We start from the raw sequence: 20,991 nt of genomic DNA on the forward strand, positions 1-20,991 counted from the left end.
ACCAGTATTAGGTCGCTCACCTGTTGACCTTGTTCCATCAATCGATGTTGTGCGGCAACGGATTTTGTCTCGCTGATGCACTCACGCATTATCTGCTCAATAGCAGCATGCTCTTGTTGCCATAATGAATGAAAGCGCCCTTTCTCAAGTGGTTTTAGCTGCATAATAGTGTCGGTTTTATTTACGTTAGGCGAAAGACATAAACATTATACCTCTTTTAAAGCCAATGCCTCAGCCCTCATAGTCTCCGTTAACCTAAGGGCTCTTTTTTTGCCAGCTTAACGGCAAATTAACTTGCGACCATAGTGACTGGCATAACACCTCAGGTTGGCTCCAATCGCCCTTAAGTAACCAAGCGACGAGTGCATCTCCCACTTGAGGATAGTGAATAGCTTCCGGTGTTGGTGACTTCAGCCATCGGCGCAGTGCATCAGGATCTAAACAGGTTTTCATGCACTCTGCAGCCCCGAGTAGCTCAAGAGCTGCCACATTAGATAGCTGTTCAAACTGCCCTAGCAGCGGTTTAATCAGCAATTTTTTACCCAAGGTTAGCGCTTCACTGGCAAGCTCAAAACCTGCATTACCAATCACACCTCCACAACTTGCCATTGCCGCTTTAAAGCCATTGCGGTCAAAACCATGCCATTTAATATGCGCTGGCATCGGCTTAATTGGGTTCCCAGTGTGGTATACCAAAAATGTGTAATCCGTAAAAGGCGTCAGAAAATCGATAATGGCATCTGCTGACTCGAAAGGCAGATAAACCAAGACTTGATGGGCTAACTCTTTGTCAACTTTATCGACCTCAACAAATGGCGGTAAAATCGGGAAACCGAAGTGATGCCAGTGACAGCCTAACGCTATATCCACTGGGGCAAAATAGTTCAGTATGGTCTCGTTAAACCAGCTGTCACCCACTTTAGGCACCGAAAAATTTAGCGCAGCTTGATGACTAATGCCAATGGATGGTACGCCTTGATTCTTAGCGGCCCAAGCGGAAACGGGCTCGAAATCATTAAGCACTAGATCATAACCGCTTAAATCTAAGTTTTTGACATCTTTAAGGAAGCCAAACCAAGCGTTCATCTTAGCGGTTTGGGCTACATTCACCCGGCCATCTTTAGTTGCAAATGTCAGCCCTGATTGCACTCTGTACTGCCCAAAACACTGCATATCAAAAAACTGTTCAGCCAAACGCCCTGAAAAGAAAAAGTCGACATCGACGCCTTGCTTGTGCATCGCTTTAGCCATCACTCTAGCTCGGCTCAAATGACCGTTGCCAGTGCCTTGTACCCCATAGAGGATCTTCAATGCTCTCTCCTAAATAATGTGCTGACTAAGTACAACAGACGCAACACCTAATAATGCTCCTGCGATAATATCCAGTGGGTAGTGAACCCCAAGAATAACCCGCGAGAGACCGATGCTTACCGCCCAAAAGGCGGCAATATAAAATAGAGCTGGATAGGTAAAGTAGATGCTAGTTGCCATCACAAATGCAGCGGCGGTGTGACCCGAGGGCAAGCTAAATTTGTCGGCAGGTTCAAAGCGGGCAACCCCATCAGCAAGTGCATGACAAGGTCGTTGTCGACGGATGATATTTTTAAGTAGCACATAGAGCGGTAACTCAACCAGATAAGCCGCTAATAGCATATTGAGTAGTGACTCGCCGTGACTATCTAGCAGTATAAACAGCACTGCCATATACAAATAAACGGGTCCGTTTCCAGAGGCCGATATTGACAAAGCCAAAGGTTGCAAACCGTGCTCTTGCCCCTGCTTAACCACAAATCGATAACAGCTCTGATCTAGTTTTGATATTGAGGTGATCATTGCAAACTCCCAATGTGTTATTGGTTAGCAAGCTATGAAAAATCCATGACGAGAACGTGACAACGAGCCTAAAGTTTTATGACACAAAGAAAATAACAGGGAGAGGCAAACAAAGAAAAGGGAAGATTATCGAGTTAGAGTCAATATACTAGCCCAATCATCGGTTGATAATCAGGCTAGAGCATACCTGCAGCTTAGTCGGCAGCAAGCTCAACATTATTGCGGTTACGGTAGATCTTTTGCAGGTGGTATATATTGATACACGCAACAAAAGCATTCATGCCTGCAACAGGCCATGCTTCGATTGATGCACCGTAAATAACGAACAGTGAACAACCGGTAAAGTTCAAACATCTCAACCAGGTAATGTCTTTCATCATTAGCGAAATTGCGACCATAACTGAGGCGGCATAACCGATGATTTCAATAGTATTAATAGCTTCCATAAGGCACCTTTTAGGCCCTCTGCCTTCCCTAAGCTAACTGGGGGATCCGTGCCCCTAAAGCGACTCAAAAATTAAGTTAAGTTAATATTTCTACGCTCATGCTAACAAAAACAATCCATATTAGTAATAAAAAAACGTTATATAATGACCTGTGTCATACTTTTGCTGGATTAGTAATCAAGATGTAGAAATATTACCACAACACGACTATACGGTGCCTTTATCAGCAATTGCGTGATTGATAACACTTTTCTTTTCAAGAATCCCTTATATACTGGGGTAAATAACTAATTTGCTCAAATTACTGAGCTACGCCTATTTAATCAGGAGCGCTCCTATGGAATACAACACCTCGGCACTTTGTGACACTTATATCGATGTAGTTGATGTTGTCGAACCCATGTTCAGTAATTTCGGCGGTTGTAACTCTTTCGGTGGCTCAATTAGCACCATCAAATGTTTCGAAGATAATGGCCTCATCATTGAGGCTCTCCAGGAAGATGGCGAAGGCAAAGTATTGCTGGTAGACGGTGGTGGTTCACTGCGTCGCGGCCTACTCGATTCGACGATTGCCCAAGTAGCAGTGGACAACAATTGGGAAGGGATCATCATCTATGGTTCAGTTCGTGATGTTGATGCTTTAGAAGATCTAGACATTGGTGTGCAAGCATTAGCTTCCATCCCTGTTGGCGCCGATAGCAACTCCGTTGGTGAACTTGAAGTTCCGGTCAATTTCGGTGGCGTAACCTTCCTACCCGGCGACCATGTTTATGCCGATAATACCGGCATGATTTTATCGCCTGAACCGCTCGATATTGATTAATTAGCACCTAACAATCAAATTTCGATTTGATTGTGCCAGCTAAGCCGAAGCCAGCCAGAAGCGCTGGCTTTTTTATGGCCGATGGTTTAATCAAAATTTACAATATAAGCTCTTTCTTACGCCTCTATAAATCGATCGCTTATTTAATTTGATTGGTATATCTCCAAAGGCTTACACTGTCGCTAATGAGTATTTAAATATAAGAATAACTAAATGATGCAGTACCTCAGCCCTTTCACTACCACTAAGCTTGAGAGCCTCCTCGCCACTCGAACAGGTGAAACAAAACTCGGACAACGAGTACAGCTCCCAACAGCAACAGATGATCTGCCGACAATACTTGCCCAAGCTAAAGCCAGCAATGTTCGCTTTGCAATTATCGGTATTGGTGAAGATATCGGTCCCCGTGCAAATTTGGGCCGCGGCGGTTCTACTGATGCTTTCGACAGCGCGATGAAACAGTTCCTCAACTTTCAATCCAACCGTTTTTTAAGTGGCGAGCAATGTTTAGTCCTAGGCCAAATAGCAACGGCTGACTTACAACTGCCAAACAACAGCAGCGCGGAGCAACTACGTCACAATGTAGAGCAGTTAGATTTAAGAGTGATTGAGGTGTTATCTAGCGTAATGCAGGCGGGGTTAGAACCGATTGTCATTGGCGGGGGGCATAACAATGCCTACGGTTTGCTTATGGCCGCTAAAGCCAGCCATAAACGCCCTATCGCAGCGGTTAATCTTGACCCTCATTCTGATTTCAGGCCAAAAGAGGGGCGCCACAGTGGTAATGGCTTTAGTTACGCAGCAGCTTCTGGCGCACTCGGTGCTTACCATGTGCTTGGCTTACATGAGCTTAAAAATAGCGAAGCGACATTAGCGCAACTCAAGGCATTTGGTGGCCACTGGCATACTTTCCAGCAAATTTGGGTGCGCCGAGAGTTGAGCTTAGAAACCGCATTAAAATCAATTGTTCAAGAGCTCAATAACAGCTCACTTCCTGTCGCAGTAGAACTCGATTTAGATGCCATCACCAATATGCCAACGAGTGCTTCAACCGCAGCCGGAGTCCCCTTGCTCGATGCATTACACTACGTTAGTTACGTGGCTAAACATTGCCCCTGTGCCTATTTACATCTAGCTGAGGCAGCTCCTAGTTGTCATGTTGCCGGTATCGATGCTGGTTACCGTGAAACAGGACAAAGTATTGCCGAATTGATCTATAGCTATATCAACGGACGCATTAATGCACTGTAGCAAATACAGTAATAATAACGATTCAACATTGGCGAGTATTATGGTGTAATGCGCAGTCAATTTTGCGAAACCCTGTGTCATCGCTCATTTTTACAATGTCCGGCGGCTGATAAATAACATACATCACATAGTGATAGATGAAAGATTCAGCAATCTGGCTCGATGGCTTACAATCGTGATAATTCAACTGTTAACGTATAGGAATAGATAGATGTCAGAGGACACTCCAAAGAACACTCACTTCGGTTACAAAACGGTTGAAGCTGAGCAAAAGGCCGATATGGTCGCTGGCGTATTCCATTCTGTTGCCGCTAAATATGACATCATGAATGACGTCATGTCTTTCGGTATCCACCGTATGTGGAAACGTTTTACTATCGAAAGTGCCGGTGCACGTCCAGGCATGAAAGTTCTTGATTTAGCCGGTGGTACCGGCGATTTAACCGCTAAGTTTTCTCACCTTGTCGGTGAAAAAGGCCAAGTCACTTTAGCCGATATTAATGACTCTATGCTAAAGGTCGGTCGTGAAAAATTAAGAAATAAAGGCATTGTTGGCAATGTGAACTATGTGCAGGCTAACGCTGAAGCACTGCCGTTTCCTGACAATCATTTCGATATTATTACCATCGCCTTTGGTCTACGTAATGTCACCGATAAAGATGCTGCTATTGCTTCAATGCTGAGAGTATTAAAGCCAGGCGGAAAATTATTAGTGCTTGAGTTTTCTAAGCCTAAGCACGATATTATGCGCAAGATATATGACTTGTATAGCTTTAAAGTGATGCCTAAAATGGGCGCGTTAATCACTCAAGACGCTGAAAGCTACGCCTATCTTGCAGAATCTATCCGCATGCATCCAGATCAAGAGACCTTGAAGCAGATGATGGAAGATGCAGGTTTTGAGCAGGTGAACTATACCAATATGACTGACGGTATTGTAGCCTTGCATAAAGGTTACAAATTCTGATTGGACTCACTATGTCTCGTGACATGTCACTGCTTACATGTGCGGCGATTGAAGTTGGCTTAAACAAGCTAATCGCCCAGTCGCCTGAAGACTACGCGACCTTGCGCAGTCTGCATGGCAAAGTGCTATGCATTCAACTGACGCAGCTGAGTTGGCCGCTTTATCTCTTGTTTGCCAAAGAGATCCAAGTTTTCAGCCAATATGAAGGCGATGTCAGTACCAAGGTTAATGCCGATATCACCACGTTATATCAACTCACTGAAGGTGCCAACCTCACTGAGTTGATCAAACAAGATAAGCTTAGCATCGAAGGTGACCTCAGTTTATTACAAACATTTAGCCACTATCTGCAAGGTGTTGAATTCGACTTTGCCGAGCCACTATCTCGTTATATAGGTGACGCTCCAACTCACTTTGTCAGCCAAGGTGTTAAGCGAGCTAAACAAAATATCAGCCAAATGTTGCTAAAAACACGCTCCCACCTAAGTCAATTAACGACCGAAGAGTATCGGCTTGCACCGCATAAACTCGAATATATTCACTTAAGTGATACTATCGAAGATATCGCGGTCGAGGTCGACGCCTTAGAAACACGGATTGAGCAACTACTTAATAGGGCAAGAGTTAAACCATGACAGTAAAAAGTATCAGGCGCGCTTATCAAGTCATCCGCACCGCATTGCATTATGGATTAGATGATTTACTCCCCTCAAAGGTAACGCCTTGGTACTTTAAGCTATTAAGAACTTGCTTCTTCTGGCTCAGAAACCAACACAAAGACAAAGTCGGTGGCGAACGCTTGAAGCTAGCGATGCAAGAGCTTGGGCCTGTCTATATTAAGTTTGGCCAAATGCTCTCAACTCGCCGCGACTTGCTTAGCGACGAATGGGCCGAAGAGCTGGCGATGTTGCAAGACCGAGTGCCCCCGTTTGATTCTGCCATTGCTCGCGCCTCCATTGAATTAGAACTTAATGCCTCCATCGAAGATTACTTCGATGACTTCGATGATATTCCTCTCGCATCAGCCTCTATCTCACAAGTGCATACTGCAACGCTTAAGTCTAACGGCGCTAAAGTCGTATTAAAGGTACTGCGCCCAGATGTAGAACAAAAAGTGCACGCCGACATTCAGCTAATGTCACAAGCCGCTGGCTTTTTAGAGTTTCTGCTCGGGGCCAACAATCGTCTCCGCCCAGCCGAAGTCATCGAGGATTACCGCACCACCATCGAGGGTGAGCTCAACTTAAAACTTGAAGCCCTGAACGCCATTAAGTTACGTAATAACTTCTTGGATTCAGATTCACTTTACATCCCTTTTATGTATGAAGAGCTCTGTTTTACTCGCCTGATAGTGATGGAACGCATTAACGGCATACCAGTATCAGATAAAGCCGCGCTTGAAGCCCAAGGCACCAATTTCAAGTTACTGGCTGAACGCGGTGTAGAACTGTTTTTCACTCAGGTTTTTCGCGATAATTTTTTCCATGCAGATATGCATCCAGGTAACATTTTTGTCAGCCGCGAACATCCAAACGACCCTTTTTATATCGGCTTAGATTGCGGCATTATGGGCACCCTGACCGATGAAGATAAACGCTATTTGGCTGAGAATTTCCTCGCCTTCTTCAATCGTGATTATCGCCGTATCGCTCAGCTTTATATTGAATCAGGTTGGGTGTCAGCCGATACCGATATCGCTGCATTTGAACAAGCCGTTAAAGTGGTTTGTGAGCCGATGTTTAATAAACCATTGGATGAAATTTCATTTGGTCACGTTTTACTTGAGCTATTTCGAACCGCACGTCGCTTCGACATGGTGGTGCAGCCGCAACTGGTATTGTTGGAGAAGACCTTACTCTATATTGAAGGTTTAGGACGTCAGCTATATCCACAGCTGGATTTGTGGAAAACAGCAAAACCTTTCCTGGAAGGCTGGATGGCGGAGCAAGTTGGCCCTAAAGCCATGGTTGGAAAAATTAAGCAACAGCTGCCTTACTGGGCAGAGCAACTGCCCGAACTGCCTGAACTCATTTACGACAATTTGAAAATGGGGCGTAACCTAGCAAAGACCCACAACAAATTACTCGATCGGTATCTAAAACAGCAGCAAAAAGCCCATAAAAGTAACTATCTTTTGATCACATCCGCTATTTTAGTGATCTGTGGCACTATTTTGTTAAATCAAGACGCTACACTATGGGCTTCTTACGGCAGTATCGGCGTAGGCGCCACATTGTGGCTGCTCGGATGGCGATCTAAGCCAAAGAACCTAAAACTTTAGCTAGACCTAAATAACCAAAGGTTCATAATAGAACCAGTATCTAAATTGAGAGGATTCGTACATGGGTGGCATTAGCATTTGGCAACTTCTTATTGTTGCATTGATTGTCGTATTATTGTTTGGAACGAAAAAATTACGCTCTTTAGGCGGCGATTTAGGCGGTGCAGTTAAAGGCTTCAAAAACGCCATGTCTTCTGAAGAAGAGAAGAAAGCGCTAGAAGACAGTGCAGCTGAAAAAACAGTTGATGGCACTGAGACAGCCGAAAAAAAGGCTGAATCTAAGGACAAAGAACAGGCGTAATCAACTATGTTCGACGGTATCGGCTTTTTGGAGTTGCTGTTGATTGGAGTCTTGGGGCTAGTCGTACTAGGTCCTGAAAGACTTCCTGTCGCCGTGCGCTCAATCACAGGCTGGATCCGCGCCATGAAAAAGATGGCCAACTCAGTTAAAGACGAATTGGAGCAAGAGCTTAAAATCGAGCAATTGCATACTGATTTGAAAAAAGCAGAAAGCCAAGGCTTAAAAAACCTTGCGCCTGAGTTACAGGATTCAATCGATCAACTAAAACAAGCAGCGCAATCTGTTAATCGTCCTTATCAAGTAGAAGACGTTCCTGCGGCAACTGAAACTCCAGCCAAAGACACCCCTACTGCTAAGACGTCTACAACAGAAAATGCTAAGTCAGACAAACCTAACGGGTAGTCCATGTCACAACAACAGCCATTAATAAGTCACTTGCTTGAGCTGCGCAATAAGCTGCTTCGAGCAATAGGTAGTGTTCTCTTGGTGTTTATCTGTTTGGTCTATTGGGCCAATGATATATACCATTATATGGCCATACCATTGATGCAAGCGCTGCCCGAATCGAGCAGCATGATTGCAACAGATGTCGCCGCACCCTTTTTTGCGCCATTTAAACTGACCTTAGTGCTGTCGTTTTTTATTGCCATCCCTTATGTTCTGTTTCAAATATGGTCATTTGTAGCCCCCGGGCTGTATAAGCACGAAAAACGCCTGATGATGCCCTTGCTTGCCAGTAGCACATTGCTGTTCTACCTCGGTATTGCATTTGCTTATTATGTGGTATTTCCAGTGGTGTTTGGCTTTTTCACCAGTGTGGCACCTGAAGGTGTGGAAGTCGCGACCGATATCAGTAGTTATTTGAGCTTTATTCTCAAACTATTTTTTGCGTTTGGCTTAGCGTTTGAAATACCTGTGGCAGTGGTTCTTTTATGCTGGGCGGGTGTTACCACACCTGAAGAGCTAAAAAAGAAGCGTCCATATATCGTGGTTGGCGCCTTTATTGTAGGGATGTTCTTAACACCTCCCGACATTATTTCGCAGACCATGCTCGCGATCCCAATGCTCATCTTGTTTGAAGGTGGACTCATCGCAGCACGCTTCTACAGTAAAGCTGATGATGATGAAGATGAAGAGAGTGAGCAGAAGTAGCTAAGTAATTTTTGAAGCATACAAAAGGTATTGCCATTCAGTTGATGAAGGCAGTACCTTTTTTGTTTTTGGCTTAAATTCTCAACCTAGCCAGTAATACCAATGCCCAACATTATCACTCGTGACACACCATGTATTTCACCGCAAAAGCCATAGGCATTAGAATTTTTACACTTCTTAATCCCGTTAACAGCAAAACCCTGTATTGATTACATGTATGATGGAATTGATATAAAATCATGCAATAGCCTGCTTTCTAAAAATAAAAGGAAATTTTTGATGATTAAGCCAACTCTGTTATTACTTACAACCGCGGCGATTTCGCTATCGACATTGGCCAATGCCTCTGTTGAAGCACAGCTAACGCAATGCGCTGCGGTACAAGACAAACTTGATCGTCTTATCTGTTACGACAAGCTATCAGCTTCCTTAGTGACAAAAAGTGCTGTAAGCCAATCCCCCACCACTGAAGTTATTGCGGTTGCTTCATCTACAGCGGTGATCACCAGCACTGTCAATACACAAGCAGACGCGGTAGAGGAGTTTGGTAACCTCAAGAAAGACAAAGATGAGCAAGTGATTAATACCATCAACCTAACGGTGAGTAAGGTCACAAAAGACCCTTACGGAGCTCTTAAGATACAATTTAATAATGGCCAAGTTTGGAAGCAAACGGATTCACGCACTTTTAAGCTTAAGCCTGAGCAGGAAGTCATTATTGAAAAAGCGGCTCTTGGCTCTTTTATGCTAGGCACAAAAGATCGCAACACTACGATTCGTGTTAAACGTCTTAAATAATGCCGCACTTTATGGATATTGCTGTCAATCTCATTGGCAGCAGCTTAGAAAAAAGTATGCAACGTGTTGTTGAGGAAGCCAACAATGTCGGCGTCTCCTCAATGATAGTGATTGGTAGCCAGATTGAGGAGAGCCAACTCGCAATTGACTTGTGTCGCTCATTTCCAGAGCAACTCTATAGCACTGCAGGTGTCCACCCCCATCACGCCAGTGAATGGACCGCCCAAAGTAGCCATCAAATTAGACAATTAAGCCTAGCTCAATGTGTCGTTGCCATTGGCGAGTGTGGTTTGGACTATAATCGAGACTTCTCACCAAGACTCAAACAGAGACAAGCTTTTGCCCAGCAGCTTGAACTGGCAATAGAGCTAAAGCTACCGGTATTAATGCATGAGCGAGATGCCCATAGCGATTTTCTCGCCATATTAAAAGAGTACCGCGCGGCATTACCTGGCGCCCTACTGCACTGCTTTACCGGAAACCGTGAAAGCCTAGAGGCTTATTTAGAGCTGGACCTACATCTGGGGATTACCGGCTGGGTTTGCGATGAACGTAGAGGCTTGGAGCTCGCAGAGTTGGTGCCACTTATTCCTGATAACCGTATTTTGATTGAGACCGATAGCCCTTACTTACTGCCTCGAAGTATGCGACCAAAACCTAAGTCGAGTAAAAATGAGCCTAAGTACTTACCTTACATCGCTGAATATATTGCCAAGCTTCGTGGTCAAGCCGTTGACGATTTTGCACTGCAAACCTATCAGAACAGCCGCTCATTTTTTGGTTTACCTTACTAATGCTGTTACTTATCCGTTTTTTATCAATCGCTGTGATTTTTATTTCAAGCGCTGCCTACGCCGAGAATACCTTAACCATCGACAGCAATACTCCGACAGCGTTGGCACTACAGGAGTGGACTTACTACACTCCTGCAACGCAGGCTAGTGACATCACCCAAGTCAGCCAATTATCATCCACGAATTGGAACAAACTCACAGCTGATGTTGTTCGCGGCCTGAGTGACAAGCACTTTTGGATAAAATTTAGCGTGCAAAGTAGTGGTTCCATTACCACCAAAAGAATACTGTCGATCACTAATCCACATCTCGACCTAATAGAGTTATATCACTTCAATCGACACCGTTTGATTAATAAAGTGATTATGGGCGACAGTATCCCGTTCTCGCAAAGACCGATTATAAGTAATGATTTTGCCTACCCGTTTAGCTGTAAAAATGAGGATTTTCATACATTCTACTTAAGAATTAGCACCACAGGATCTTCGAGTCTACCCATCACGATCTGGACCGATGATGCCTACTATCAAGATGCCGAGCAACAATCACTGTTTTATGGTTTTCAAATTGGTGTCTTAACAGCGATAGGGTTTTTCAGTCTCTTTATTGCCATTGCCTCACACTCATTTAGTTATACTTATTATGCGGGTTATGTGCTCTCTTTGACCCTTTTTGTTGCCACTTTGCATGGTATCGCCTTTCGTTTCATGTGGCCTAACTGGCCTATTATTCAAGCATTTATAACACCGGTTCTATTGTGTTTATCGATGGCATTTGCCTTTCTTTTTTCAGAAAAAGTGATGCAACTGAAATACCACAGTCAACCGATGCTGCGGATCTGCCGACTCGGCGCTGCGATTTCAATCGTGCTGCTCTTGCTTGGATTACTGCTCGATTACAACCTTGCGCTAAAATTGGATATCTGCGCCGTCATGTTCGCCAGTTTACTGCTGATGTATATCGCACTCGTTCAAGGGTTTCGTGGCCACAAACTGGCTAAGCTATTCGCCATAGGCTGGGCAGGAATGATGTTAGGCGCCTTAATTTCGGGCATGTTGTACTTGGGCTACATTGAACTTAAGCTGCAAGCAAAGACCCCTTTTATGCTTGGATTAAGTTTCGAAATTATTTTTATGGCGGCGCTACTGGCGATACGCTATAACGATGAACGTCTGGCTAAACTACAGATCCAACAAGAAGCATTAATTCAAGCCCAAAGAGTCAAAACGACCCGAGAAGATGCACTGCGAATAGAGGCCAGAAGTAGCGAGCAACTTGGGCAGATGGTGCAAGAACGCACCTTAGAGTTAGAGATCGCGCTAAGAGAGCTCAATGAAGCGAATCAAAAGCTGACTGAGCAATCAACCATTGATAGCCTTACCGGTGTAAAAAATAGAAATTCATTTGATAAGCGTATCCTCGCAGAAGGTCGCATTAGCCGCCGGCAACAAACGCCAATGGCGGTGCTCATGTTAGATATAGACCACTTTAAATCGATTAATGACACCTATGGGCATCTCGCCGGAGACCAAGCTTTACGGGTCATTGCGGGTGAATTAAAGCGAATATTAAAGCGACCAACCGATCTAGTATCACGTTTTGGTGGTGAAGAGTTTGCTATTATATTACCGAATACGAATCAAGAAGGCGCCTTGCAAGTTGCTGAGTCAATAAGGAAAGCTATTTTTGAATTACTGATCCATTGGGGGGATATTACCATTCCTCTCACGGTCAGTATTGGAGTGAGCGTTGAAATTGTCTCCTCTGAACAACATACAACCTTGTTATTAGACCAAGCCGATAAAGCACTTTATCGCGCCAAGAACGAAGGGCGTAATCGCATCATGCTATACAGCCCTGAGCAAGATTGAGCCTTGAGCAAAATACAGCCCTGAGCAAAATTGACATCACCAAAAAGTCTGGAGTCGAATGTGAATATTATTACTAGTGCCTACCCACAGCGTAGAATGCGTCGTATGCGTAAACATGAGTTTAGCCGTCGTCTCATGTCTGAAAACCAGCTCTCTGTAAATGACTTAATTTATCCGATGTTTGTATTGGAAGGCAACAATCGTACAGAGCTAGTGGCCTCAATGCCTGGTGTAGAGCGCCTCTCTATTGATCTGCTACTAAAAGAAGCAGCTGAATTAGTAGAGCTTGGGATCCCACTTATTGCACTATTTCCTGTGACGCCTTCAGAGAAAAAAACCCTAATGGCAGAGGAAGCTTATAATGCCGATGCGTTAGCACAACGTGCCGTTCGCGCCTTAAAAGAAGCTTTCCCACAGCTAGGTGTTATGACCGACGTCGCACTGGATCCGTTTACCACTCATGGTCAAGACGGCATCATTGATGACACAGGCTATATCATGAATGACATCACCACCGAAATTTTGGTGAAGCAGGCACTGTCTCATGCCGAAGCGGGTGCTGACATTGTAGCCCCATCAGATATGATGGATGGCCGTATTGGTGCCATTCGCGAAGCACTAGAAGCCGCTGGTCATGTCAACACGCAGATCATGGCATACTCAGCTAAGTATTCATCGAGCTACTACGGCCCTTTCCGTGATGCTGTCGGTTCTGCTGGTAACCTTAAGGGTGGCAATAAGCACAGCTACCAAATGGATCCTGCTAACAGTGATGAAGCGCTTCATGAAGTTGCTCTTGATATTCAAGAAGGCGCCGACATGGTGATGGTCAAACCTGGTATGCCTTACTTAGATATCGTCCGCCGCGTTAAGACCGAACTTGCCGTGCCCACTTTTGCTTACCAAGTGAGTGGGGAATATGCGATGCATATGGCCGCGATACAAAATGGCTGGCTGGCGGAAAAAGCGATCGTAATGGAGTCTCTGCTTTGCTTTAAACGTGCCGGTGCTGATGGCGTGCTAACTTACTTTGCCAAGCGCGCCGCGCAGTGGTTAAAAGAAGATAAATAGCCGTTTATATACCCATATGTAGGATGGGTATAGATACAAGAATGCCACTCGATTGAGTGGCATTTTATTTTCTCAAGAGCATCAATTTCACTCTTCCCTCCTTTGCCAATAAAGTTCAATGCGCCGACTCATTTTATTGAGCTAAGTCGCTATTGTGTGAACCCTGCCACTAAATCAACAATCATGCAGTGATCGCGATAGCAGTACTTATAGAGCATGCTTCACCCCGTAGTTAAGACATGATTGAATAAAGCCGAATTCATTTCTTCTTGCTCGAGGTATAATCATGCACAATAACGTTAAAGCATTGCTTGCCACCACAGTATTATTTTTTAGTAGCCAAAGCATGGCTAGTGGCGGCTGTGCATTCGAAGGACAACAGGAGGGCTTTATGGCCACTTGTACTGAGGAGAAACAAGAAGTGATCTTAACCGGTAGCGTTACCACCGAACAACTCAACGTGCTTGATTGGTTCAGTCTAGAATATACTGACTATAAAGTTGACCAAGCAAGCATCACGCAGTTACAAGCCGTAACAGAGCCGACTGAAATCACCGTTATTATTGGTACTTGGTGCCCAGACTGCCATCGTGAAACGCCGCGATTCATTCGTATTATCGAAGCCTTAAATAACCCGAATATTACGGTGACTTATATCGGGGTTGATAGAGCTAAAGAAGATCCACAAGGCCTTGCAGCTAAATTCGACTTCAGCCGTATCCCAACGTTCATTGTTGAGCAAAAAGGCGCTGAGATCGGTCGCATTATCGAAAAGCCAGAAGTGACGTTAGAGAAAGATTTGGCGAAGATATTAAACTAATCTCTTTAAATTCATCTGAATTTAATCTAAAGCACTTTTCTACTGATAAGAAAAAGCCGCTGAATTACAGCGGCTTTTTTATATCTAACGAACTAAATATTTAGATTTTAGATTTGGACTTAGAACTCATAACGAGCTACGAACGAGGCGAATACCGGAGCTTGACGCTCAGTTACTGCGCCGTAGTTAGGGTTCACAGATAGATCACCTTCGCTACCAATAGTACGCTGCTCATTTATATTAGTTGCAGTGTCAGAGTTAAGAACGTTGTAAACGGTTGCTTTTAAGGTCAAATTATTATCGAAGACCTCAGCAATGTACGTCAAGGATAAATCAATTTGGCTAACCCAAGGTAAATTCCCCTCAGATCCACGTGGAGACGCATCGCCATTCTCATCGTAAAAGCTTGTATGATCACCATAATCGTTAGCTGCACAAGCTGACCAAACACTGTCCGCTGCGCAACCGTCGACATCTGTTGGGTGGAAGCTGTAATAGCTCTGAGGACGACCCGAATACAAGCTACCAACGAATCCGAAAATTAACGACTCAGTGATGTTGTAACTACCATTTAATTTGAATACATGTTCATGACTATTCGGTAAATCTCCGTAGCCATTATCCATTTTATCGCCAGAATCGTAAGATGTTGTCCAGCCTGGATCAGCTTGGTTATTATCGGTCTTAACCAAACCTTCGGTGTTGCCCTGACTATTAGAATACACATACGAACTGTTAATACGTAAATCTTCAGTTATATTGCCATCCAATGTCAGTTCAAGCCCCCAGTACTCGCGCTCCATTTCATCCAGCTCCATCTCCTCAGCAGTTAATGTCACGCTCTCTAGGCTACCGTCTGCTGAACCATCAAAATTCTGCCCTATCGTCAGGCTTTCTCCTGGGTTATGTAAGAACCAAACACCATAAACATTCTCATATCCTAGCTCATCCAGCTTTCTATTTAGTGGTGCTGTAATATCTGTATCTTCCACACCGCGGCCAAGGTTACGATAAGTCACTCTCACTCCGGCAGACATGGTTTCAAAAACTTCTTGCTCATAACCCAGTGTGAATTCATCCGAATACATAGGCTTCAAAGTTGTTGAAGCTATACTTTCAGCTGGTAGCCCGATAGTGTTTTGCGCAACCCATGGATCTCCAAGCATTTCACCTCTACTAGGGGTGCCATCGGCAAGCAAAAGAGGGTGGCCATTTGCATCTAATTCATTTAATGGATAGTAACTACGAATATCAGTGGTTTCACCAGCTTGAGTAATGTTCATGTTTGCTGACACCGGCTGGAAATAACGCCCGTAAGTTGCAAACACTTTTGATGAGCCGTCACCGCTGACATCATAAATCGCTTGCAATCTAGGCGCTAATTGATCGACGAAGTCAAAGTCAACATACTTAGAGCCATCATTTAGGGTGTTTTCTGTTTTTGTTGCTCGCAGACCCGCATTTAGTACTAGGCTATCCGTCACCTGCCATGAGTCATTCACATAAAGCGCCATTGCTTTTACTTCACTATCCGTATGGCGAATTCGTATTCTTTGCTCTATATAGTCATTACCTGAGTTGCTCGACGTATAAGTCTTAAACCATCCAGACGATGCCGCATCAGCACCGTTTGGCTCTTCATCATACTTTACTTGCAGATTAGTATAATCTGCACCAAAACTAATTGTATGGCTCTCTAAATCCCAGCTGAAATCTACGCGGGCTTGATCGCGGATATACTCTTCATCATAGATAGTCGCATCAACATGTTCACTTAAAGTAACAAAGCCGCCATTTCGCTCATCCCAAACACTCGGGTTATTTGTAACGCGAATCGTCTCGTATGATTCAGCTACGCGGCCAGCCGTTGCTGAAACCGAAAAATTATCTGCCAAGTAACCGTTATAGGTGATGCCATACAGCTGACCACCATCTTTACCTTCTTTGGCTTGCTCACCGATTCGGTCGCCTACGGTATCCGATTCCCAGTCATAGCTATAGATATCAGTTTCCCAGCTACGCTCATTGTTCATCCCCATGAAGCCAATTGAATGATCTTCAGAGATAAACCAATCTAATTTAACAAACCAGCGATCAGCAGTTCTCTTTCTTTCAGAGGTCGTGGTTTGTCCTGACCAAATATCTTCTTCTACACGAGGCTCGTACAAACCATAATAAAACAAGCTATCTTCAACAATTGCACCACTGGCCCAAATTTTAGCTTGTTTAAAGTCTTGACTATCTCGAGTAGTGACATCGACCATTGTTCCAGCAGCATTGTAGATAGGGTCTTGAGTTGCTCTCATCGAACTCGGGTCCCAACGTACTTCGCCGCCAAAATGGAACTCATTATCGCCTGAACGCGAAACTGAATTTACCACACCACCAATAGCGCCACCAAAATCTGGAGTGATAGCGCCAGTTTTAATTTCAGTTTGTGCAATGGCTTCCCATGGCAATGCTAACGAGCCTAAACCCGTTTTAAGGTTAGTGATGTTAAGCCCATTTAAGAAGTAAGCATTCTCAGCTGATGAAGAACCACCAAAACTAGAGGCACCATTAAAACTATCGGCACCAGGGGCTGCTGTACCAGGGGCAAGCAGAGCCATACTTTCAAAGCCATTGTTGACCGGCATTAGATTCAAATCATCTTGATTAAATACCATGCCAGATGTTGAAGAGGCAGTATCAATCCTGCGGATCATACTACCTGTAACAGCAATACGTTCTACATTATCTAACTGTTCAGAAAATAATTCACCGTCCAGAATTACCGCCTGTCCAATTGATATTCGTACAGACGAACCTTTTGTTGTTCCGTACCCATCTTTAGCAATACTGACGTCATAATCACCAACAGGAATATTACGTAATGTGTATGCACCGTTGTTGTTAGTCTCAACGGTGTATACCAACCCTTTTGTTTTATGCTTAAGAGTTACTGTTGCATTCGAAAGGTTAGAGCCTTCACTGGAGGTCACCTGCCCTTTAATAACACTCGAGTCCGCAGCCATTGCTGGCGCAGACAATAATAAAACTGAACCGACAGCAAGTGCTGCCAGTGTTTTTCTTGGCGTAAATCGCTTTATAGCGTTAATTCCGTTCATAACCCAATTTCCCTTTAATTCTATCTATAGTTATTGTGCAAATTTTCTTTATTTTTTCAGTGTTGCTACCCAACAACTGAGCTTGTTAAAATTCGCAACAGCACATTAACATTATATACATACTGTATACAATCTATTTTATTCTGTAGACTTTATGTGCAGATATGGTGCCGATATAATGGGATTACTTTTAGAGTATAATTCGAGAAAAGATTAAATAATAAGTCTATAAAACCATCATTTGCGCTTTAAAAAGCAGCAAGTATAGTTAAGAACAGTTAGTAATAGCATACAATATAAAGTTATATGTATTGCAGTGGCGCTTAGGAGAAATGGTTACAACTTGAATGTTGCTTTTTTTGGGGGGGGATTTAACTGCTGCGTTGGGCTAGTTGATGCAAAATTCCTTCACGTAACGCGCCACCAGAGAGATGTAAGGTTTCAATATTAAGGAGCTCAAAAAGTGCCAGCAAAATGGCTACGCCGGCGGCGAAAGTGGGGGCTCGCTCTGGCTTTAAACCATTAATGCCTAGCATTGATGCAGAGCTTTGCATGAGAATTTCTTGCTTCAATTGTTGTAAAACATCGAGGGTGATATCGGTGGATTCTCCTCGTGCGCTGAGAAGTTCAACAACTGACTGCACACTACCTGAAGCGCCCACAACACTCTGCCAACCTAAGCTGATCAGCTCTTGCTGGTAATCACCCAGTACGCTTTCAACATTCCGTCTAGCATGATCAAAATCAGATGATTGCAAAGGGAATTGGTTAAAGAAGCTATGATTAAAAGTGACGCAGCCCATGGTTAGACTGGTTTTTAACAGCACTTTATTACCGTCACCAATAATAAATTCGGTGCTGGCACCGCCAATATCAATGACTAAGCGTCGCCCGCTGCCTGCGGTAGTCGCAGCCATGCCTTGATAGATAAGTTCAGCTTCTTCTATGCCGGAAATAATACGGATGGGATGAGGTAATACTTTGACGGCTTGCTGACAAAAAACATCAGCATTGCTGATTTTTCTTAAAGTGGCGGTGGCAATTATCTCAACATTATCCGCTGACACACCCTCTTTCTTGAGCATATCAGCGAACATCGCGAGGCAATCGATGCCCCGCGTCATTGCTGACAAGTTCAAAGAACCGTCAGCCTCAATACCTTCTGCTAAACGCACTTTACGTTTATATTTGGCAACAATTTTAGGCTGGTGACTAACCGTTCTAGCCACCATCATATTAAAACTATTTGAGCCTAACGTGATAGCGGCATAACAAGCTGAAGTCATTGAGCGAGACTCTTCTACGAATGTCTGCGGGTGCTGTCATGACGACGCGGACCACTGTTACGATGGCCGCCTTGTGGACGAGAACCATTGCGATCACGAGTATTACGCGAATGACTGCTTGGCTTACGATGAATACGTTTTGGCGTAGGGATATCATCAAGTAATGCTTCACTGTCGTATGAAGTTACTGGCACTGAGTGCTGGATATAGCTCTCAATCGCAGGCAGGTTCAATGCATACTCTTCACAGGCAAAGCTAATTGAGACGCCACTTTTCCCTGCTCGACCAGTACGACCAATACGGTGCACATAATCTTCGCAATCATCAGGTAGATCATAGTTATAGACGTGTGACACATCAGCGATATGCAGACCACGGGCAGCGACGTCTGTCGCGACCAAAAAATCAATTTCACCGTTAGTGAATTGCTCTAGAATACGTAAACGTTTCTTCTGCGGCACGTCACCCGTCAGCAAACCGACACGGTGTCCATCACCTTCAAGCCATGACCACACTTTTTCACAGCTGTGTTTAGTGTTTGAGAAAATAATCGCTTTCTCAGGCCAATCTTCTTCTAGCAGTGATAGTAGCAGTGGCATCTTCTCTGCCATTGATGGATAGAAGATCTCCTCTTTAATATTCTTAGAGGTTTTCTCATCAGGTGCGACTTCAACTTTCACTGGCTCATTCATATGATCGTAAGCCAACTCTTGCACTTTCATCGAAAGCGTCGCTGAAAACAACATATTTAAGCGTGATTTAGCATCAGGCATACGTCTAAACAAGAAACGAATATCTTTAATGAAACCCAAGTCGAACATACGATCGGCTTCATCGAGCACAACGGCTTGAATCGCACTGACGTTAATCACGCCCTGGCGAACATAATCGATAATACGGCCCGTGGTACCAATTAAGATATCAATGCCCTTATCGAGCACTTTACGCTGGGCGTCATAGCCTTCACCGCCATAGACGATACCGACTTTAAGACCAGTATGTTTAGCCAGTAAGTTGGCATCTTTAGCAATTTGAATCGCAAGCTCACGTGTTGGCGCCATAATGATGGCTCGTGGCTGACTGATCTGACGTTCAGCAGGAACAGGCTCAGTCATTAGGTGGTTAAACGTGGCGACCAAAAAGGCCAGGGTTTTACCTGTACCTGTTTGCGCTTGTCCTGCGATATCTTTTTTCGCTAATAATATCGGCAATGATAACGCTTGAATAGGCGTACAAAACTCAAAGCCCACTTCGTTAAGTGCTTGTTGAACTTCTTTTTGTAACGGGAAGTCGGCAAACTTTTTTGTAGATAAATGTGTATCGCTCATAGCGCAGGCTTACCTGTAAAAGGTTGCAATAAGAAACTCGATCGTTTGAAATAACGGTAGAATTGTTATTGCTGAAAATAGGGGCTCACTTGGAGAAACGGTTTTCACGGTATTATTAGCATCGGTGACGGAATCACTATTCCCTCTTTTCATTATGATGCTTGAAATTTTAGCGTGTATTAAACGTTCTCTTAGGGCGAACTAAATACGCTTTTAGGCGTTAGTCGTCGTCGACTTAGGCTCACTATGCCTATAATTCACCGACTTGTCTAAAGCGTTTTACGATCACTTCAAGTGGCGTCTTTAATAAATGATTAACTTACATAGCTTGAAAAGCTATTTTACCGGCCCAATATACAGGTTAAGCCATTAACAAACCAGCAATGGCAACCAAACTGGAGAACAACATGAGCGACAAGATTGTATACTTAAGCGACGATAGCTTCGAAAATGACGTAATTAACTCTGAACTTCCCGTTCTGGTTGATTTTTGGGCTGAGTGGTGTGGTCCTTGTAAAATGATTGCTCCAATCTTAGATGACGTAGCAGAAGAGTATGCTGGCAAGATCACTGTCGCTAAGTTAAACGTTGACCAAAACAACGTATCACCCGCTAAATATGGTGTTCGCGGCATCCCAACTCTGCTGTTATTCAAAGCGGGTGAGTTAGCGGCGACTAAAGTTGGCGCACTTTCAAAAACTCAGCTTAGAGAGTTTATTGACGGACAACTGTAAGACTTTAGAGGCGAAATGCTCCACTAAAGCGAGATTAGAGTGACTCCCGACACAGCTTCAACAAGAAAATGTGTCGGGTTTGACTAAATTTCTAGACGCCCTGCCCTGTTAGTGCTACTTTAATAACC

The 20,991-nt window shown here is 44.0% G+C and carries 20 protein-coding genes; 14 read left to right on the plus strand and 6 right to left on the minus strand.

Translation table 11 applies throughout. The features are described 5' to 3' along the window. Positions 1–255: 255 nt before the first annotated feature. The 3 genes from L2755_RS10845 to L2755_RS10855 all read right to left on the minus strand — a co-directional run bounded on the left by L2755_RS10845 (position 256) and on the right by L2755_RS10855 (position 2,279). Positions 256–1,311 carry an MJ1255/VC2487 family glycosyltransferase gene (locus tag L2755_RS10845; protein ID WP_248980714.1) on the minus strand — a complete coding sequence of 352 codons (1,056 nt, stop codon included), beginning with the start codon at positions 1,309–1,311 and terminating at the stop codon, positions 256–258. A 9-nt stretch (positions 1,312–1,320) separates the two neighbouring features. Beyond that, complete coding sequence (locus tag L2755_RS10850; protein WP_248980715.1) at positions 1,321–1,833, minus strand: phosphatase PAP2 family protein; 513 nt, start codon at positions 1,831–1,833, stop codon at positions 1,321–1,323. 194 nt (positions 1,834–2,027) lie between these two features. Next, positions 2,028–2,279 (minus strand): uroporphyrinogen decarboxylase, encoded by a 252-nt coding sequence (locus tag L2755_RS10855; protein WP_248980716.1) that lies wholly within the window; start codon positions 2,277–2,279, stop codon positions 2,028–2,030. Between the two features lie 337 nt (positions 2,280–2,616). Between L2755_RS10855 and rraA the strand changes: the two genes are divergently transcribed. From rraA to L2755_RS10920, 13 genes are all read left to right on the plus strand, one after another. Further along, positions 2,617–3,102 (plus strand): ribonuclease E activity regulator RraA, encoded by a 486-nt coding sequence (rraA, locus tag L2755_RS10860; RefSeq protein WP_248980717.1) that lies wholly within the window; start codon positions 2,617–2,619, stop codon positions 3,100–3,102. Positions 3,103–3,318: 216 nt separating this feature from the next. Beyond that, on the plus strand, positions 3,319–4,353 hold the full coding sequence (locus L2755_RS10865; RefSeq protein ID WP_248980771.1) for a formimidoylglutamase: 1,035 nt from the start codon (positions 3,319–3,321) through the stop codon (positions 4,351–4,353). A 211-nt stretch (positions 4,354–4,564) separates the two neighbouring features. Further along, positions 4,565–5,320, plus strand: a complete 756-nt coding sequence (gene ubiE / locus L2755_RS10870; protein ID WP_248980718.1) for a bifunctional demethylmenaquinone methyltransferase/2-methoxy-6-polyprenyl-1,4-benzoquinol methylase UbiE — start codon at positions 4,565–4,567, stop codon at positions 5,318–5,320. Between the two features lie 11 nt (positions 5,321–5,331). After that, a complete protein-coding gene (locus L2755_RS10875; RefSeq protein ID WP_248980719.1) occupies positions 5,332–5,955 on the plus strand; it encodes a ubiquinone biosynthesis accessory factor UbiJ in 624 nt (207 codons plus the stop codon). Further along, positions 5,952–7,601 (plus strand): ubiquinone biosynthesis regulatory protein kinase UbiB, encoded by a 1,650-nt coding sequence (ubiB, locus tag L2755_RS10880; RefSeq protein ID WP_248980720.1) that lies wholly within the window; start codon positions 5,952–5,954, stop codon positions 7,599–7,601. Before L2755_RS10875 ends, ubiB begins: the two co-directional genes overlap by 4 nt. Positions 7,602–7,662: 61 nt before the next feature. Then, positions 7,663–7,902, plus strand: a complete 240-nt coding sequence (tatA, locus tag L2755_RS10885) for a Sec-independent protein translocase subunit TatA (protein WP_248980721.1) — start codon at positions 7,663–7,665, stop codon at positions 7,900–7,902. A gap of 6 nt (positions 7,903–7,908) precedes the next feature. Next, positions 7,909–8,304, plus strand: a complete 396-nt coding sequence (gene tatB / locus L2755_RS10890) for a Sec-independent protein translocase protein TatB (protein ID WP_248980722.1) — start codon at positions 7,909–7,911, stop codon at positions 8,302–8,304. 3 nt (positions 8,305–8,307) lie between these two features. After that, on the plus strand, positions 8,308–9,054 hold the full coding sequence (tatC, locus tag L2755_RS10895) for a twin-arginine translocase subunit TatC (protein ID WP_248980723.1): 747 nt from the start codon (positions 8,308–8,310) through the stop codon (positions 9,052–9,054). A gap of 279 nt (positions 9,055–9,333) precedes the next feature. Further along, positions 9,334–9,852, plus strand: coding sequence for a hypothetical protein (locus L2755_RS10900; protein ID WP_248980724.1), 519 nt, complete (start codon positions 9,334–9,336; stop codon positions 9,850–9,852). Continuing rightward, positions 9,852–10,646: a TatD family hydrolase gene (locus L2755_RS10905; RefSeq protein WP_248980725.1), complete on the plus strand. Its 795-nt coding sequence runs from the start codon at positions 9,852–9,854 to the stop codon at positions 10,644–10,646. Before L2755_RS10900 ends, L2755_RS10905 begins: the two co-directional genes overlap by 1 nt. Beyond that, positions 10,646–12,517 (plus strand): sensor domain-containing diguanylate cyclase, encoded by a 1,872-nt coding sequence (locus L2755_RS10910; RefSeq protein ID WP_248980726.1) that lies wholly within the window; start codon positions 10,646–10,648, stop codon positions 12,515–12,517. Before L2755_RS10905 ends, L2755_RS10910 begins: the two co-directional genes overlap by 1 nt. Before the next feature lie 60 nt (positions 12,518–12,577). Next, positions 12,578–13,588 carry a porphobilinogen synthase gene (gene hemB, locus L2755_RS10915; RefSeq protein ID WP_248980727.1) on the plus strand — a complete coding sequence of 337 codons (1,011 nt, stop codon included), beginning with the start codon at positions 12,578–12,580 and terminating at the stop codon, positions 13,586–13,588. A 286-nt stretch (positions 13,589–13,874) separates the two neighbouring features. Further along, entirely contained in the window at positions 13,875–14,408 is a 534-nt protein-coding gene (locus tag L2755_RS10920) for a thioredoxin family protein (RefSeq protein ID WP_248980728.1), read from the plus strand. A 119-nt stretch (positions 14,409–14,527) separates the two neighbouring features. Here L2755_RS10920 and L2755_RS10925 read toward each other — a convergent pair whose 3' ends face one another. The 3 genes from L2755_RS10925 to rhlB all read right to left on the minus strand — a co-directional run bounded on the left by L2755_RS10925 (position 14,528) and on the right by rhlB (position 20,129). Continuing rightward, positions 14,528–17,515, minus strand: coding sequence for a TonB-dependent receptor (locus L2755_RS10925; RefSeq protein WP_248980729.1), 2,988 nt, complete (start codon positions 17,513–17,515; stop codon positions 14,528–14,530). A gap of 371 nt (positions 17,516–17,886) precedes the next feature. Further along, entirely contained in the window at positions 17,887–18,801 is a 915-nt protein-coding gene (locus L2755_RS10930; protein WP_248980730.1) for a Ppx/GppA phosphatase family protein, read from the minus strand. A gap of 14 nt (positions 18,802–18,815) precedes the next feature. Further along, on the minus strand, positions 18,816–20,129 hold the full coding sequence (gene rhlB, locus L2755_RS10935) for an ATP-dependent RNA helicase RhlB (RefSeq protein ID WP_248980731.1): 1,314 nt from the start codon (positions 20,127–20,129) through the stop codon (positions 18,816–18,818). Between the two features lie 407 nt (positions 20,130–20,536). Here rhlB and trxA point away from each other — a divergent pair, with 407 nt between their 5' ends. Further along, complete coding sequence (trxA, locus tag L2755_RS10940) at positions 20,537–20,863, plus strand: thioredoxin TrxA (RefSeq protein WP_101089788.1); 327 nt, start codon at positions 20,537–20,539, stop codon at positions 20,861–20,863. Positions 20,864–20,991: the final 128 nt, after the last annotated feature.

The sequence above is a fragment of the Shewanella abyssi genome, from assembly GCF_023284025.1.
GTDB lineage: Bacteria > Pseudomonadota > Gammaproteobacteria > Enterobacterales > Shewanellaceae > Shewanella > Shewanella abyssi.

Coding starts and splice junctions, on each gene's coding strand:
- L2755_RS10850 (WP_248980715.1), bottom strand. CDS start 1,833: ATGATCACCTCAATATCAAAACTAGATCAGAGCTGTTATCGATTTGTG.
- L2755_RS10925 (WP_248980729.1), bottom strand. CDS start 17,515: ATGAACGGAATTAACGCTATAAAGCGATTTACGCCAAGAAAAACACTG.
- L2755_RS10910 (WP_248980726.1), top strand. CDS start 10,646: ATGCTGTTACTTATCCGTTTTTTATCAATCGCTGTGATTTTTATTTCA.
- tatB (WP_248980722.1), top strand. CDS start 7,909: ATGTTCGACGGTATCGGCTTTTTGGAGTTGCTGTTGATTGGAGTCTTG.
- tatC (WP_248980723.1), top strand. CDS start 8,308: ATGTCACAACAACAGCCATTAATAAGTCACTTGCTTGAGCTGCGCAAT.
- L2755_RS10905 (WP_248980725.1), top strand. CDS start 9,852: ATGCCGCACTTTATGGATATTGCTGTCAATCTCATTGGCAGCAGCTTA.
- L2755_RS10930 (WP_248980730.1), bottom strand. CDS start 18,801: ATGACTTCAGCTTGTTATGCCGCTATCACGTTAGGCTCAAATAGTTTT.
- trxA (WP_101089788.1), top strand. CDS start 20,537: ATGAGCGACAAGATTGTATACTTAAGCGACGATAGCTTCGAAAATGAC.
- L2755_RS10855 (WP_248980716.1), bottom strand. CDS start 2,279: ATGGAAGCTATTAATACTATTGAAATCATCGGTTATGCCGCCTCAGTT.
- rraA (WP_248980717.1), top strand. CDS start 2,617: ATGGAATACAACACCTCGGCACTTTGTGACACTTATATCGATGTAGTT.
- ubiB (WP_248980720.1), top strand. CDS start 5,952: ATGACAGTAAAAAGTATCAGGCGCGCTTATCAAGTCATCCGCACCGCA.
- L2755_RS10920 (WP_248980728.1), top strand. CDS start 13,875: ATGCACAATAACGTTAAAGCATTGCTTGCCACCACAGTATTATTTTTT.
- tatA (WP_248980721.1), top strand. CDS start 7,663: ATGGGTGGCATTAGCATTTGGCAACTTCTTATTGTTGCATTGATTGTC.
- L2755_RS10875 (WP_248980719.1), top strand. CDS start 5,332: ATGTCTCGTGACATGTCACTGCTTACATGTGCGGCGATTGAAGTTGGC.
- L2755_RS10865 (WP_248980771.1), top strand. CDS start 3,319: ATGCAGTACCTCAGCCCTTTCACTACCACTAAGCTTGAGAGCCTCCTC.
- rhlB (WP_248980731.1), bottom strand. CDS start 20,129: ATGAGCGATACACATTTATCTACAAAAAAGTTTGCCGACTTCCCGTTA.
- ubiE (WP_248980718.1), top strand. CDS start 4,565: ATGTCAGAGGACACTCCAAAGAACACTCACTTCGGTTACAAAACGGTT.
- L2755_RS10900 (WP_248980724.1), top strand. CDS start 9,334: ATGATTAAGCCAACTCTGTTATTACTTACAACCGCGGCGATTTCGCTA.